Below are 14,224 nucleotides of genomic sequence, written 5' to 3'. Positions count from 1 at the left end.
TCGTGAGGAATCCGCTGGACCCCGCGAAACTGAACACCGCCCTGGAGAACGTCCACCGTGCCGGGATGCCGGGCGTTTTCGCCGAGGTGCGAGATGGCGACCAGGTCTGGCGCGGCGCCGCCGGGGTCGCCGACCTCGCCACCGGCCGTCCGGTCACCGCCGACATGCGGCACCGCGTCGGCAGCATCACCAAGACCTTCACCGCCGCCGCGGTCCTGCAACAGGTCGAGAGCGGTCAGATCGGGCTCGACGCGCCGATCGGCCGCTACCTCCCGAAGCTGGTTCCCGGGGCACGCGGTGACGCGATCACGGTCCGGATGTTGATCAACCACACCAGCGGCCTCGCCGAATTCCTTTCCTACGCCTACCCCTCGCTCAAGCCGTTCCCGGTATTGGCGGACACCACGCCGCAGAGCCTGGACGACCACCGGCACACCCGGTTCGACCCCATCGAGCTGATCGAACTGGGAGTCACCGCACCCGCCTTCAGCGCACCGGGCGGCACTCCTGGGCTGTACTCCAACACCAACTACCTGCTCCTCGGTCAGCTCCTGGAGCACGTAACCGGCACCACGGCCGAGAAGTACGTCACCCAGAACGTCATCGAGCGCGCCGGGCTGCAGGACACCGAGTTTCCCGATGGGCCGGCGTTCAACGGGCCGCGGTCGCAGGCCTACGAGTCGTGGTTCGGCATGATCGAGCCGCCGCGCGACTTCAGCGTCTTCGACATGTCCTATGCGTGGCTCGCGGCTTCGCTCGTCTCGACCGTCGCGGATCTCAACCGGTTCTACGGCTCGCTGTTCGCGGGGGAGATCGTCAGCCCGTCGTCGCTGGCGGAGATGCGGCGCACCGTCCGCGTCCTGTCCCAGGAAATGAAGATCATCGACTACGGGCTGGGCCTGTACCCGATGGAGACGCCCGGCGGCACCTTCTGGGGGCATGGCGGCACCGTCTGGGGCTCCGGCGCACTGGCCATGACCAGCGCCGACGGTCAGCGGCAGATGTCCGTCGCGGTGAACATGCAGCGGTGGAACAGGCTCGACTCCACGGGCGCGCCGCGGCCCCATCCCATCGACGACGCGCTCGCGGCTCTGTACAGCGTGGCGATGTGCGGAGAGCGATGACCACGACCGGCTTCGCGCCGACGAGGCAACCGTGCTGCGCTCTTGTCGGTTGAGCCGGGAAGGTCGAACTCTAGCCGGGAAGGTCGAATTCGCCGTCCCGCACGCCTTTCACGAACGCGTCCCATTCCGACGGCGTGAACACGAGGACGGTGTCCTCCGGCTGCGAAGACTGGCGCATCGCGGTGTAGGTGACGCCGTCGGTGTGCGGCACCATCGCGTACTCGACGCAGTCTTCGAGGGTGGCGCCGTCCGGTTCCGCCCGGATCCACCGAGCTCCGCTCAGGTCCAGTTCGTGCCGGATATGGGCCTTGTCGTCCACCGGCTGCTCACTCATGGTGCCCACGCTATCGCTTTCCGGTGCGGAAGCTGAAGGGGCCCTTCACCGCATTGGATGCGGTGAAGGGCCCCTTCAGCCCACGAACTAGGCGGTCTCGGTGATCGGCCGGTCCACCCACGACATCAGGTCGCGCAGCTTCTTGCCGGTCGCCTCGATCGGGTGCTCGTCACCCTGCTTCTCGAGCTTGGTGAAGTTCGGCCGCCCGGCCTCGTCCTCGGCGACCCATTCACGGGCGAAGGTGCCGTCCTGGATCTCGCCGAGGATCTTCTTCATCTCTTCCTTGACCGCCGGCGAGATGACCCGCGGGCCGCGGGTCAGGTCGCCGTACTCGGCGGTGTCGGAGATCGAGTAGCGCTGACGCGCGATGCCGCCCTCGTACATGAGGTCGACGATCAGCTTCAGCTCGTGCAGCACCTCGAAGTAGGCGATCTCCGGGGCGTAGCCGGCCTCGGTGAGCACCTCGAAACCGGTCTGCACCAGCGCGGACGCGCCACCGCAGAGAACGGCCTGCTCGCCGAAGAGGTCGGTCTCGGTCTCCTCGGTGAAGGTCGTCTTGATGACGCCGGCGCGGGCGCCACCGATGGCGGCCGCGTAGGAGAGCGCGAGCGCCTGCGCGGTGCCGGAAGCGTCCTGCTCGACCGCGATGAGCGCCGGGACGCCCTTGCCGTCGACGAACTGGCGGCGGACCAGGTGGCCCGGGCCCTTGGGCGCGACCATGGCGACGTCGACATTCGACGGCGGCTTGATCAGGTCGTAACGGATGTTGAAGCCGTGACCGAAGAACAGCGCGTCGCCGTCCTTGAGGTGCGGCTCGATGTCCTTCTCGTAGATCGCGCGCTGCTTGGTGTCCGGCGCGAGGATCATGATCAGGTCGGCTTCGGCGCTGGCCTCGGCCGGGGTGAGCACGCGGAGACCCTGCTCCTCGGCCTTGGCCCGCGACTTCGAGCCCTCGGGCAGACCGATGCGGACATCGACGCCGGAGTCGCGCAGGCTCAGCGAGTGCGCGTGACCCTGGCTGCCGTAGCCGATCACGGCGACCTTGCGACCCTGGATGATCGAAAGGTCCGCGTCGTCGTCGTAAAAGATTTCCACTGCCATGAGGGGTACTACTTCCTTTCCTGACTTACAAACAAAGATTCTTTAGCGGGCGGAGGTGGCGGTGATCGAGCGAGAGCCCCGGCCGACCGCGACCATTCCGGACTGGACCAGTTCCCGGATGCCATAGGGCTCCAGCATCCGGAGCAGGGCACCGATCTTGTCCGAGGTCCCGGTGGCTTCGACGGTGAGCGCCTCGGGAGACACGTCCACCACCTTCGCGCGGAACAACTGCACTGTTTCGAGGACCTGGCTGCGCACGGTGTTGTCGGCCCGGACCTTCACGAGCAGCAGTTCACGCTGCACGGCTGTGGACTTTTCCAATTCCACGATCTTGATGACGTTGACCAGCTTGTTGAGCTGTTTGGTCACCTGTTCGAGCGGTAGCTCTTCGACGGCGACCACGATCGTCATCCGGGACACCTCGGGATTCTCCGTGGGTCCGACGGCGAGGGATTCGATGTTGAAACCGCGCCGGGAAAACAGTCCGGAAACCCGCGCGAGGACACCGGGCTTGTTCTCCACCAGAACGCTCAGGGTGTGCACGCTCATCGCGCGTCTCCTTCTGCCGCCGCGTTGATCTCCGCCTCAGCCGCGACTTCGTCGTCGTCGAAGAGCGGGCGGATCCCGCGCACGGACATGATTTCGTCGTTACCGGTGCCCGCGGCCACCATGGGCCACACCTGAGCATCCTTCCCCACCACGAAATCGATCACGACAGGGCGGTCGTTGATCTCCATGGCGCGCCGGATGGTGGCGTCGACGTCTTCCTTGGTCTCACAGCGGAGCCCGGCGCAGCCGAGCGCCTCCGCGAGCAGGGTGAAGTCGGGGATGCGGTGCTTGTGGGTACCGAGATCGGTGTTGGAGTACCGCTCCGAGTAGAAGAGGTTCTGCCACTGGCGGACCATGCCCAGGTTGCCGTTGTTGATGACGGCGACCTTGATCGGCGCGCCTTCGATGGCGCAGGTGGCCAGTTCCTGGTTCGTCATCTGGAAACAGCCGTCGCCGTCGATGGCCCAGACCTGCTTGTCGGGCATGCCGAACTTGGCGCCCATCGCGGCCGGGACGGCGAAGCCCATCGTGCCGAGGCCGCCGGAGTTGATCCAGGTGCGCGGGTTCTCGTACTTCACGAACTGCGCGGCCCACATCTGGTGCTGGCCGACACCCGCGGTGTAGACGGCGTCCGGGCCGACGAGCGAACCGATGCGCTCGATGACGTACTGCGGGGAGAGCGTCCCGTCCTCGGGCCACTCGTAACCGGCCGGGTAGTCGTCGCGCCAGGCGCTCGCCTGCGTCCACCAGTCCTTCAGATCCGGCTTCGCGGACTTGTCGGTCTCGGCGCGGACGGCCTCGATCAGCTCGGTGATGATCTCCGCGCAGTCGCCGACGATGGGCACGTCCGCCTTGCGGTTCTTGGAGATCTCGGCCGGGTCGATGTCGGCGTGGACGATCGCGGCGTCCGGCGCGAACGAGGACAGCTGCCCGGTGACGCGGTCGTCGAAGCGGGCGCCGAGGGCGATCAGCAGATCCGCTCGCTGCATCGCCGCGACCGCGGAGACCGAACCGTGCATGCCCGGCATGCCGAGGTGCTGCGGGTGCGAGTCGGGGAACGCGCCACGGGCCATCAGCGTCGTGACGACCGGGATCCCGGTCAGCTCGGCCAGCTCCATCAGCTGGCGTGAGGCGTCGGCCTTGATCACGCCACCGCCGACGTAGAGGACCGGGCGCCGTGACTTGCTGATCAGCCGGGCGGCTTCGCGGACCTGCTTGCCGTGCGGGCGCAGCGTGGGCCGGTACCCCGGCAAGCGCAGCTCCGTCGGCCAGGAGAAGGAGGTCATCTCCTGCAGGACGTCCTTGGGGATGTCCACCAGGACCGGGCCGGGGCGGCCGGTCGAGGCGAGGTGGAAGGCCTCCGCGATGGTGCGCGGGATGTCCGCCGGGTCGGTGACCAGGAAATTGTGCTTGGTGATCGGCATCGTGATGCCGCAGATGTCGGCTTCCTGGAAGGCGTCCGTGCCGATCAGCGCGCGGGACTGCTGGCCGGTGATGGCGACCACCGGGACCGAGTCCATGTTCGCGTCGGCCAGCGGGGTGACCAGGTTGGTCGCGCCGGGGCCCGACGTGGCCATGCACACACCGACCTTGCCGGTCGCCTGCGCGTACCCGGTGGCGGCGTGGCCCGCGCCCTGTTCGTGCCGGACCAGGACGTGGCGGACCTTCGTCGAGTCGAGCAACGGGTCGTACGCCGGGAGAATGGTGCCGCCGGGAATACCGAACACGACTTCCGCGCCCACCGCCTCCAGCGAGCGGACGAGCGACTGCGCGCCCGTGACCCGCACCGGGGTCCCGGCCGGCGGCGCCGGCTTGGGACGAGCTCCAGGGGTGTTCGCTTCAGCTCGCGAGGTGGCACTAGTCATCGCTGTTTGCCTCGTCTTGTCTAGTCACTCGTTCGGGTATTCATTGGCTGGTTGGGCAGTGAAACTCTATCCAGGCAACAAAAAACCCCCGCCGACCGGAGTGGTCGCACGAGGGTCGCGCGTCGACGCAGCGGAGACTTCCCTAAGCGTCGACGCGCTTGGGAAGTACGAGGCCGGTCTGCGTTGTCACGGGAGTGAAGTTAGTCGGTCGCCGTCAAGAGTGTCAACTCTGCGGGACGGCGGTTCCGCATGCTGGACACCTTCGGCGCATGGCGCGACCCGCGTTCGGGGTCCGAAAGGCGGCGGTGCACCATCTTTGACGTGGCCGAAGAAAAGCAGCAAGAACAGGCGAACGAGGCTCCCAAAGCCGTCTTCAAGATTCCGAACACGGCGCTGTTGGCGATCGCTTTCCTCGTCGTTTGTGTGACGCCTGTCGCGTTCGGCGACGTGCCGTACCTCCAATGGCTCTACCTCTTCCCGATCGCGCTGGCGGTGTTCGTCATCCGGACCCGCACGACGGCGACGGCCGAGGGGCTGGAAGTCCGCACGCTGTTCGGGCGGCGGGACCTGCCGTGGTCCTCCCTCAAGGGCCTCGCCATCACCGACAAGGCGAAGGTGCAGGCGGTGCTGAAGGACGAGTCCAAGATCGCCCTGCCCGCCGTGCGCACCCGCCACCTGCCGGTGATCTCGCTGGTCAGCGCGGGCCACATGGCCGACCCGTCCGGGCTCACCGACGACGTCGCCAAGGCCGAGGAGACGGCTCCGGAAAAGGACGAGAGCTCCGGGGAGTAGGATTGGTAGGACCAGTTTGGCGCCGGTTCGTTCGGCAAGGCCCTGGTCCCCATCCCGAACCTTGGAGTCAGCCGTGCCTCAACTCCGTTCCCGGACCACCACCCACGGCCGCAACGCGGCGGGCGCGCGCTCGCTCTGGCGTGCCACCGGAATGACCGACAGCGACTTCGGCAAGCCGATCGTCGCCATCGCGAACTCCTACACCCAGTTCGTGCCGGGACACGTGCACCTCAAGGACCTCGGCGAGATCGTGGCCGGTGCGGTGAAGGAGGCGGGCGGTGTCGCCCGCGAGTTCCACACGATCGCCGTCGACGACGGGATCGCCATGGGGCACAGCGGAATGCTGTACTCGCTGCCCTCGCGCGAGATCATCGCCGACTCCGTCGAGTACATGGTGAACGCCCACCAGGCCGACGCGCTGGTCTGCATCTCCAACTGCGACAAGATCACCCCGGGCATGCTGAACGCCGCCATGCGGCTGAACGTCCCGGTGGTGTTCGTCTCCGGCGGGCCGATGGAGGCGGGCAAGGCCGTGGTCGTCGGCGGGGTCGCGCAGGCGCCGACCGACCTGATCACCGCGATCGCCGCGTCGGCCAGCAGCGAGGTCGACGAAGAAGGCCTGTCCATTGTGGAGCGCTCGGCCTGCCCGACCTGCGGTTCGTGCTCGGGCATGTTCACCGCGAACTCGATGAACTGCCTCACCGAGGCGCTCGGGCTGTCCCTGCCGGGCAACGGCTCCACCCTCGCGACGCATGCCGCCCGCAAGGCGCTGTTCGAGGACGCCGGGCGGACGGTCGTCGAACTGTGCAAGCGCTGGTACGAGAACGACGACGAGTCCGCGCTCCCGCGCACGATCGCGTCGAAGAAGGCTTTCGAGAACGCGATGGCCCTCGACATGGCGATGGGCGGTTCGACCAACACGGTGCTGCACATCCTCGCCGCCGCGCAGGAGGGCGAGGTCGACTTCACCATCGACGACATCGACGCCATCGGCCGCCGCGTGCCGTGCCTGTCGAAGGTCGCGCCGAACTCGGACTACCACATGGAGGACGTCCACCGCGCCGGCGGAATCCCGGCCATCCTCGGTGAGCTGTACCGCGGTGGGCTGCTGAACACCGACGTCCACTCCGTGCACTCCCCGGACCTCGACTCGTGGCTGTCCACTTGGGATATCCGAGCGAAGGAGCCGTCGGCACGGGCGATCGAGCTGTTCCACGCCGCGCCGGGCGGGGTCCGGACCACCGAGGCGTTCTCGACGGAGAACCGATGGTCCTCTTTGGACACCGATGCTTCGGACGGCTGCATCCACGACGTCGAACACGCCTACACCAAGGACGGCGGGCTCGCGATCCTGCGCGGCAACCTCGCCGAGAACGGCGCCGTCATCAAGTCCGCGGGCATCGACGAGGAACTCTGGCGCTTCGAGGGCCCGGCCCGGGTGCTGGAAAGCCAGGAGGAGGCCGTCTCGGCCATCCTCAAGAAGGAGATCCAGCCCGGCGAGGTGCTGGTGATCCGCTACGAAGGTCCGGCAGGCGGCCCCGGCATGCAGGAGATGCTGCACCCGACGGCGTTCCTCAAGGGCTCCGGCCTCGGCAAGAAGTGCGCGCTGATCACCGACGGCCGGTTCTCCGGCGGCTCGTCGGGCATCTCGGTCGGGCACATCTCACCCGAGGCCGCCGCGGGCGGGGCGATCGGCCTGGTCCAGAACGGCGACCGGATCCTGCTCGACGTCCACGAGCGCCGTCTCGAACTGCTCGTCGACGCGGACGTGCTGGCCGAGCGGCGCGCGAAGATGGAGGCGAGCGAGCGGCCCTGGCAGCCCGTCTCGCGGGACCGGAAGGTCACCGCGGCGCTGCGGGCCTACGCGCGCATGGCGACCTCGGCCGACACCGGCGCCGTGCGGGACCCGAGCAAGTAGTCGGCTGGTTGCCCGGGCTCAAGTGCACGGCACGGGCGGACCGAGCGCATTTAGTCCTCTGAATGCGGCGGGTGGTCAGCGGCAGAGGACGATCACCACGACCGAAGCCGCCGCCGTCAGCAGCAGGCCGATCAGCCCGAACGAGAGCGGCCGCTTGCGCCACGGGGTGTTGGCGTCCAGCGCGAGCCGCCCGGAGCCCGCGAGCAGGACGGTCAGCGAGGCCGCGCCCAGCAGGAGTTCGAACTCGAAGCCCTGCCCTTCCTTCTGGAAGAACCCGCCGCCGAACTTCACGAACACGATGTTCGCGCAGACCCCGAGCAGCGCGGCGGCGCCGACGGGGGTGAACAGGCCCACCAGTACGAGCGCGCTGCCGAGCACCTCGCTGATCCCGGTGATCCAGGAGAGCAGCGTGGTCTGGCTGGTGTAGCCGAGGCTGCCGAGCACCTTGGCGAAGCCGCCGACCCCAGGCCCGCCGAAAGCGCCGAAGAGGTGCTGGAGCCCGTGCGCGCCCATGGTCACGCCGAGCACCACTCGCAGTACGAGCAGACCGAGGTCGATCCCGCCCCGGGTCTCCACCGGGCCCGGGCCGCTGTCGGCGTCGGCCACGTCCGAGATCATGCTGGTCTGATAGTCATCGCTCACGCGCGAAGGGTAGGGGAAACGAGCCCGTCAGGCGACTGAACCGCCGAAGCGGCTCAGAACAGGGTCGCGGGTTCGACCGGTTCGGGTTCGGGCAGCGGGTCGAGATCGGGCACCAGGGCGCGCACGTCGTCGTGGAACCGGCGGGCGAGCGACGGTGCGTCGTCGTTGTCGGGGGTGTGCAGGAAGATCGTCGGCGACCGGCCCTCGCGCAGCCAGCCGGCGACCACCTCGGTCCACGGACGCCACCCCTCGACGGTCTCCTCGACCGAGTCGCGGCCCAGGTAGCGGACGACGGGCCGGTCGGTCAGCGCCCGCGTCCGCCGCGGCAGCCGGGGTTTCTTGGCCCAGGCGTCCTGCTCGGCCTCGCTGACCGGCGGGCTCCCGAAGAAAACCGTGGTGTCGAAAGGCACCCATTCGGCGGCCGCGTCGGTGAGGGTCCTCTCCAGCAGCGACGTCGCGCGGGCGTCGGTGTGGAAATCGGGATGGCGCACCTCCACGGCGCGTCGGAGGCCGGCGGGAAGCCGTCGCAGGAAACGGCCGAGGGTGTCGATGTCCGACGGGCCGAACGAGGCGGGCAGCTGCGTCCACAGGACCGCCCGTTCGCCGAGGGGTTCGATCGCGTCCAGGAAGGCCCGCATCTCTGTCTCGACCCCGGCGAGCCGTCGCTCGTGCGTGACGGTCTTGGGCAGTTTGACCACGAACCGGAAGTCAGGGCCGGTCTGCCGCGCCCACGTCACGACGGTGTCCCTGGCAGGGGTCGCGTAGAAGGTGGTGTTGCCCTCGACCGCGTTGCACCAGCCGGCGTAGGCCCGCAGGCGCTCCCCGGACGGCACCGATCGCGGTACGAACCGCCCGGCCCACGCCTTGTGCGTCCACATCGCGCAGCCGATATGAAGTGTCGCCACGCTGCTCAGTATTCGCCGTGGACCAGGTTCTTCGGCAGCTCCCCGCTCATGTAGTGGCTCAGCTCCCGGACAGCCACCGCGTAGGCGCGCTGCCGCCTCCCGCTGACGGCGCCCGCGACGTGCGGCGTCAGCAGCAGTCCCGGCACGTCCCACAGCGGATGTCCGCCGGGCAGCGGCTCGGGGTCGGTGACGTCGAGAGCGGCGCGCAGCCGTCCCGAAGCGAGTTCCGCGACGAGCGCGTCGGTGACCACGACAGGCCCACGCGAGACGTTGACCAGGATCGCGTCGTCCGGCATCGCGGCCAGGAACTCCGCGTCGACCAGGCCCCGCGTGTGCTGGGTGAGCGGCACCATCAGCACCGTGACGTCGTGTTCGGGCAGCAGGTCGGGCAGCTCGTCGACGCCGTGCACGTCTTCGCGGGCTGTCGTGCCGACCATCGTGCAGCGCACGTCGAACGTCTCCAGCCGCCGTCGCAGATGCCTGCCGAGGTCACCCGCGCCGATGACGAGGGCCCGCTTGCCCTGCAGGGTGTCGGTGATCCGGCGTTCCCAGTGCTTCCGCCGGTGGCCGTCGGCGAAACCGCCGAGAGCGCGGTAGATCGTCAGGAGGACCGCGACGACCCATTCGGCCGAGCTCCCGCCGTGCGCGCCGCGGCAGGTCGAGAGCAGGACACCGTCCGGCACCTTGCCGATCCAGTCTTCGGCTCCCGCCACCAGCAGTTGCACGAGTTTGACGTTCGGCAGTTCGCGCCAGAGTTCCTCGCTGGGCTGGTCACCGGTCACGAGGACCTCGGCCTGGGCGGCCTCGGCGGGCACTGGCTCCCCGCGGCGGTACACCACCGGACGCACGCCCTCGATCTCCGAAAGCGCGGCCACTCCCTCTTCGTCGGGTACGAGCACGGTCACCGTCATGATCGCCACGGTATCGACTACCGCTGTGTGTCTGTAGGTGAACCCGCGTCTGTCGATTTCCGGGTACATCTCAGCTCTGCCATAGGGCTCTTACCCGTGGCTCACGTACGCCCACCTAGGCTTGCCCCGTGCGTACCCGGTACCGGCGGAAATGGACCGCGCCGCTGGCCATGCTGGCCTGCGGTGCGCTGCTGCTTTCCGGCTGCGCCGACTTCGACAACACGGCCGCCGGGCAGAAGTTCACGCCGGTCAACCCGCCGTCCCCCGAGGTCCCGCCACAGGTCGGGCCCGGTGGTGAAGCGGGTGACTCCGGTCCCGGTGGCCCTGGCCGCGGGAACGGGCCGAACCAGCCGCCGACGCCGGTCCCGCCGCCGCAGGGCTGCAAGGACTTCGACAAGGCCGTCATCGCGACCTGCCTGGACACCGTCGCCGCCGTGGCCGCGCTCCCCGGCGACGGCAGCGCGCCCAGCGGGCTCGCGGGCGAACGCAAGAGCGGCCGGATCGTGCTCGCCGCCGCGGGGAAGGACCCGGCCGACTGGGCCGCCATCGCCGTGGACGGCTCCAGCGACGGCGGCCTCACCTCGCTCGCGCTCTCCCCCGGTTTCGCCGAAGACCAGCTCGTCTTCGCCTACATCACCACCCCGAGCGACAACCGGGTCGTCCGGCTCGCGAAGGGCCAGACGCCGAAGCCGGTGCTGACAGGCATCCCCAAGGGCGCCACCGGCAACCGCGGCGTGATCGGCACCGACGCCAAGGGCGCGCTCCTGGTCGCCACCGGCGACGCGGGCAACCCCGGGCTCGCGGCCGATCCCGGCTCGCTGGCCGGGAAGGTGCTGCGCATCGACACCTCCGGCAAACCGGCGCCGGGAAACCCCACGGCGGGCTCGGCGGTCTTCTCGACCGGCGTGCACTCCCCCGGCGGGATGTGCCGCGACCAGAGCGGTTCACGCCTCTGGCTGACGGACAGGCTGGCCGACAAGGACGTCCTGTACCGGCTGCGCGGAGGCCAGCCGCTGACCACCCCGGCGTGGAGCTGGACCGACAAGCCCGGCGTGGCGGGCTGCGCGGACTTCGTCGGTCCCACCGGCTATCTCACCCTCACGACGTCGATCGCGGGCAACCTGCAGAACCTGCCGGTCACCCCGGACGGCGCGGTGACCGGGAAGCCCAACGTCCTCATGGACGGCAAGGTCGGCAAGCCGCCGAGGACCTTCGGCAGGCTGTCCGCGATGAGCATGATCAACCCGCAGATGGCGCTGACCGGGACCCTCAACAAGGACGGCGGGGCACCCGTTTCGAGCGACGACCGCGTCCTCATCGTCACGCCGTCGGCCAGTGCCGGCACGGGCGGCAAGGACTAGCGGTCGAGGTCGTACTCCGTCCGCCGCCCGCACATCCCGTAACCGTCCTCTTCGGCCGGCCGGACGACCCGGACACCGGCCTGTTCGAGGTGGCTCGCGTCGCCGTTCGCGAGCGCCTTCAGGTGTTCTCCGGTCAGCTCCGCGGCGGCCAGCGCACCGGACCGCCAGCGCGGGATCCAGGCGTCGACCTTCGGCGCGACCAGCGCGGCGGCCGCGCGGTGGAAGTCCCTCAGCGGGCCGGGATCTCCCGAGACGAGGGCGTCCCGGATCGGCAGGTAGCCCTCGATCGCGAGGTCGCGGCGGCGGCGGGCCGTGACGTCGTCCACGGGCATCGCGGCGGCCTCGGCGTACGCGTCCGGGTCGGCGAGGATCGGCGGCGGGAAGGTGAAGACCGCGTCACCCGCTTCGGGCAGGCCGCTGTTCTGCATGAGCACGGTGATCCGCAGCCCGTCGCGCTGCACCATCCGGTGGACCGTGCCGGGCGCGAACCACGCGACGACCCCGGCTTCCAGGTCGGTCTCGGTGTAGCCGCCGACGTCGAGCGTCTGCACCGCGCCACGGCCGCCGGTGACGACGTAGGCCTCCGTGCAGGCGAGGTGCAGATGCGGGCTGCCGCCGCACACCCCGTCCGCGGCCTCCCATTCATAGGCGCACAGATGGGAAAGGCCGATACCGCCGGGAAGCGGGAACACGGTGACCTCCTCAGAATCCATGGGACTTCAGGTAGTGCTCGACGCGGTCGCGATCCCAGGCGCCGTCCGCGACCACCACGCGGTAGCGGTAGTGGAAACTCTCGCCGGGCGGCAGGGTGAACTCGTCGAAGAACGCCCAGGAGAACGCCACCGTCGGGATGTCGCGCGACCGGACGAACCAATGCGACTCGTGGATCGCGTGCTCGTTCTCCGGCGCGTGCGCGAAGACCAGCGTCGATCTCGCGTCGACCTCGTCGTGTTCGCCGACGAACGCCAGCCACGGCGCCTGCCGCCCCATCATCTCCTCGCCGCCGAGGCCGCCGGGGCCGAGGATCTCGCCGCCGCTGAACTCGCGGGGTCCGCGCCAGTGCAGGCCGGTGTAGCCCGCCATCTCGCGTCCGGCCGTCGTCGGGCTGCCGAATTCCAGGGGCTCGCCGCGGATGTTGGTGAGGGTGATCGCCCAGTCGAGGGCCCAGCTGCCCTCGTCCGGCGCCACGGAATGGACGACGAGGTCGCGCCGTTCGCGCGCCCATTCCCCGCCGCCGTTCTCGATCCAGGTCAGCTTCTCGCCCAGGGTCAGGCTTTCGTCCTCGACGGCGAACTCCTCGAAACCGTCGTGCCGCATCGAACCGACGAGATCCGGCAGGTCCTGGTACCACTCGCCGGGAACGTAACTCCAGCCGCCCCAGAAGTTCTGGCCGGACAGATGACTCGACGTCATCTGGAGTCCCTTGTGCCAGCGGTGATCGGACGGCCGATAGGCGCTGACCTGGCGCCCGGCCAGCGTCCGGAGCGGATGCGTGTAGGGCTTGCGCGACTCGAAGGCGGCGGGATCTGGTCTGTACACATAGGACAGGAGTTCGACGCCCGCGGCCTCGACGGTGACGCGTTCGCCGTGCCGGTGCGTGACGGTGATGGGTGCGCTCACGATTCCCCGTTCATCGCTGCGTAGAAGGGATCCTCGGAGGTGATCTCGCCCGCGTTCACCGGGCGCCCGGTGAACGCGGATTTGTACAGCGCGGCGATGAATTCGAGTGCCCGTCGCCCGTCGGCGCCGCTGCACGGCGGGCGTTCTCCCGCCCTGATCGCGGCCAGAACCCGCGTCAGCTGTGCGGTGTGCGAGCTGGCGACGTTCGTCGTCGGCGCGCGCCAATCCCTGGCCACGTGCGGCGCGGGCGTGTAGGTCCAGTCGTCGTTTTCGTAGCCGTAGAGATGGGTCAGTTCGACGGTCGCGCCGGAACAGTCGATGCGGATCCGGCTGACCTCGTCCGGCGAGAGGACACTGTTGACCACCGTGGCCAGCGCGCCGGATTCGAAGCGCGCCAACGCCGTCGACACGTCGTCGGTGCGGACGTCGTGCACGAGCGTGGCGGTCATCGCGCGGATCTCGGCCCAGTCGCCGAGCAGGTGCAGGAGCAGGTCGATCTGGTGGATTCCCTGGCCCATCGCGGGCCCGCCGCCCTCGGTCGCCCAGTCACCACGCCAGGGGACGGCGTAGTAGTCCGCGTCGCGGAACCACGTCGTCTGACAGTGCGCGACCAGCGGCCGCCCGAGTTCGCCCGCGGCCAGCAGCTCGCGGAAATGCCCTGCGGCGGAGCCGAACCGGTGCTGGAACACGAAAGCCGCGTACGGCCCGCCCTCGGACTCGGCCGCGGTGATCTCGTCGTATTCGGACAGGGACAGGCAAGGCGGCTTCTCGCACCAGACCCATGCCCCGGCGGCCAGCGCCCGCGAGGCCTGCCCGGCGTGCAGCGCGGGCGGGGTGCAGAGCGAGACGAGGTCGGGCTTCTCCTCGGCGAGAAGCCGCCCGATTTCGGTGTAGGGCTTGATATCGCCGGTGCGGAATCCGGCGACCCTGGCTTCGTCGATGTCCGCCACGGCGACCACGGTCACTTCCGACGGATGGGCTTCGTAGGCGGCTAGATGGCTTTTGGCGATCGCTCCGGTGCCGATGATGGCCGCCCGGAGGGGGTTCCCGGTCGTCACCCGTGACCTCCACCGTCCGTATGAGGCACTCCTACGGTAGGCAG

At 69.2% G+C, this 14,224-nt stretch carries 14 protein-coding genes; 4 read left to right on the top strand and 10 right to left on the bottom strand.

Annotated elements, in window-relative coordinates; genetic code table 11:
• Positions 1 to 2: 2 nt before the first annotated feature.
• Positions 3 to 1,124, top strand: a complete 1,122-nt coding sequence (locus ACFOSH_RS07800; RefSeq protein WP_378238027.1) for a serine hydrolase domain-containing protein — start codon at positions 3 to 5, stop codon at positions 1,122 to 1,124.
• Positions 1,125 to 1,194: 70 nt separating this feature from the next.
• Here the strand turns inward: ACFOSH_RS07800 and ACFOSH_RS07795 are convergent, their stop codons facing one another.
• From ACFOSH_RS07795 to ACFOSH_RS07780, 4 genes are all read right to left on the bottom strand, one after another.
• Positions 1,195 to 1,458: a DUF397 domain-containing protein gene (locus tag ACFOSH_RS07795; RefSeq protein WP_378238026.1), complete on the bottom strand. Its 264-nt coding sequence runs from the start codon at positions 1,456 to 1,458 to the stop codon at positions 1,195 to 1,197.
• Between the two features lie 87 nt (positions 1,459 to 1,545).
• Positions 1,546 to 2,559: a ketol-acid reductoisomerase gene (gene ilvC / locus ACFOSH_RS07790; protein WP_378238025.1), complete on the bottom strand. Its 1,014-nt coding sequence runs from the start codon at positions 2,557 to 2,559 to the stop codon at positions 1,546 to 1,548.
• A 42-nt stretch (positions 2,560 to 2,601) separates the two neighbouring features.
• The gene (gene ilvN / locus ACFOSH_RS07785; RefSeq protein WP_005162051.1) at positions 2,602 to 3,108 is read right to left on the bottom strand and encodes an acetolactate synthase small subunit; all 507 of its coding nucleotides are present in this window, start codon (positions 3,106 to 3,108) and stop codon (positions 2,602 to 2,604) included.
• A complete protein-coding gene (locus tag ACFOSH_RS07780) occupies positions 3,105 to 4,973 on the bottom strand; it encodes an acetolactate synthase large subunit (protein ID WP_378238024.1) in 1,869 nt (622 codons plus the stop codon). Before ACFOSH_RS07780 ends, ilvN begins: the two co-directional genes overlap by 4 nt.
• A 321-nt stretch (positions 4,974 to 5,294) precedes the next feature.
• On the opposite strand from ACFOSH_RS07780, the gene ACFOSH_RS07775 reads away from it, so the two are divergent.
• The gene (locus tag ACFOSH_RS07775) at positions 5,295 to 5,765 is read left to right on the top strand and encodes a PH domain-containing protein (protein ID WP_378238023.1); all 471 of its coding nucleotides are present in this window, start codon (positions 5,295 to 5,297) and stop codon (positions 5,763 to 5,765) included.
• A 73-nt stretch (positions 5,766 to 5,838) separates the two neighbouring features.
• Positions 5,839 to 7,683, top strand: coding sequence for a dihydroxy-acid dehydratase (ilvD, locus tag ACFOSH_RS07770; protein ID WP_378238022.1), 1,845 nt, complete (start codon positions 5,839 to 5,841; stop codon positions 7,681 to 7,683).
• A 75-nt stretch (positions 7,684 to 7,758) separates the two neighbouring features.
• Here the strand turns inward: ilvD and ACFOSH_RS07765 are convergent, their stop codons facing one another.
• From ACFOSH_RS07765 to ACFOSH_RS07755, 3 genes are all read right to left on the bottom strand, one after another.
• On the bottom strand, positions 7,759 to 8,301 hold the full coding sequence (locus tag ACFOSH_RS07765) for a DoxX family protein (protein ID WP_378238059.1): 543 nt from the start codon (positions 8,299 to 8,301) through the stop codon (positions 7,759 to 7,761).
• 77 nt (positions 8,302 to 8,378) lie between these two features.
• On the bottom strand, positions 8,379 to 9,203 hold the full coding sequence (locus ACFOSH_RS07760) for a DUF72 domain-containing protein (protein ID WP_378238058.1): 825 nt from the start codon (positions 9,201 to 9,203) through the stop codon (positions 8,379 to 8,381).
• 32 nt (positions 9,204 to 9,235) lie between these two features.
• Positions 9,236 to 10,141, bottom strand: a complete 906-nt coding sequence (locus tag ACFOSH_RS07755; protein ID WP_378238021.1) for a 2-hydroxyacid dehydrogenase — start codon at positions 10,139 to 10,141, stop codon at positions 9,236 to 9,238.
• Positions 10,142 to 10,269: 128 nt separating this feature from the next.
• On the opposite strand from ACFOSH_RS07755, the gene ACFOSH_RS07750 reads away from it, so the two are divergent.
• Entirely contained in the window at positions 10,270 to 11,502 is a 1,233-nt protein-coding gene (locus ACFOSH_RS07750) for a PQQ-dependent sugar dehydrogenase (protein ID WP_378238020.1), read from the top strand.
• Here ACFOSH_RS07750 and ACFOSH_RS07745 read toward each other — a convergent pair.
• The 3 genes from ACFOSH_RS07745 to ACFOSH_RS07735 are packed head-to-tail and all read right to left on the bottom strand — an operon-like array spanning position 11,499 to position 14,180.
• Entirely contained in the window at positions 11,499 to 12,215 is a 717-nt protein-coding gene (locus ACFOSH_RS07745; RefSeq protein ID WP_378238019.1) for a cupin, read from the bottom strand. The genes ACFOSH_RS07750 and ACFOSH_RS07745 overlap by 4 nt on opposite strands.
• Complete coding sequence (locus tag ACFOSH_RS07740; RefSeq protein WP_378238018.1) at positions 12,205 to 13,122, bottom strand: DUF6807 domain-containing protein; 918 nt, start codon at positions 13,120 to 13,122, stop codon at positions 12,205 to 12,207. The genes ACFOSH_RS07745 and ACFOSH_RS07740 overlap by 11 nt, the downstream gene beginning before the upstream one ends.
• A complete protein-coding gene (locus tag ACFOSH_RS07735) occupies positions 13,119 to 14,180 on the bottom strand; it encodes a Gfo/Idh/MocA family protein (protein ID WP_378238017.1) in 1,062 nt (353 codons plus the stop codon). Before ACFOSH_RS07735 ends, ACFOSH_RS07740 begins: the two co-directional genes overlap by 4 nt.
• Positions 14,181 to 14,224: the final 44 nt, after the last annotated feature.

It is taken from the genome of Amycolatopsis speibonae, assembly GCF_042647925.1.
In the GTDB taxonomy this organism is placed as follows: Bacteria; Actinomycetota; Actinomycetes; order Mycobacteriales; family Pseudonocardiaceae; genus Amycolatopsis; species Amycolatopsis speibonae.
This window is presented reverse-complemented; position numbering and strand designations above follow the sequence as displayed.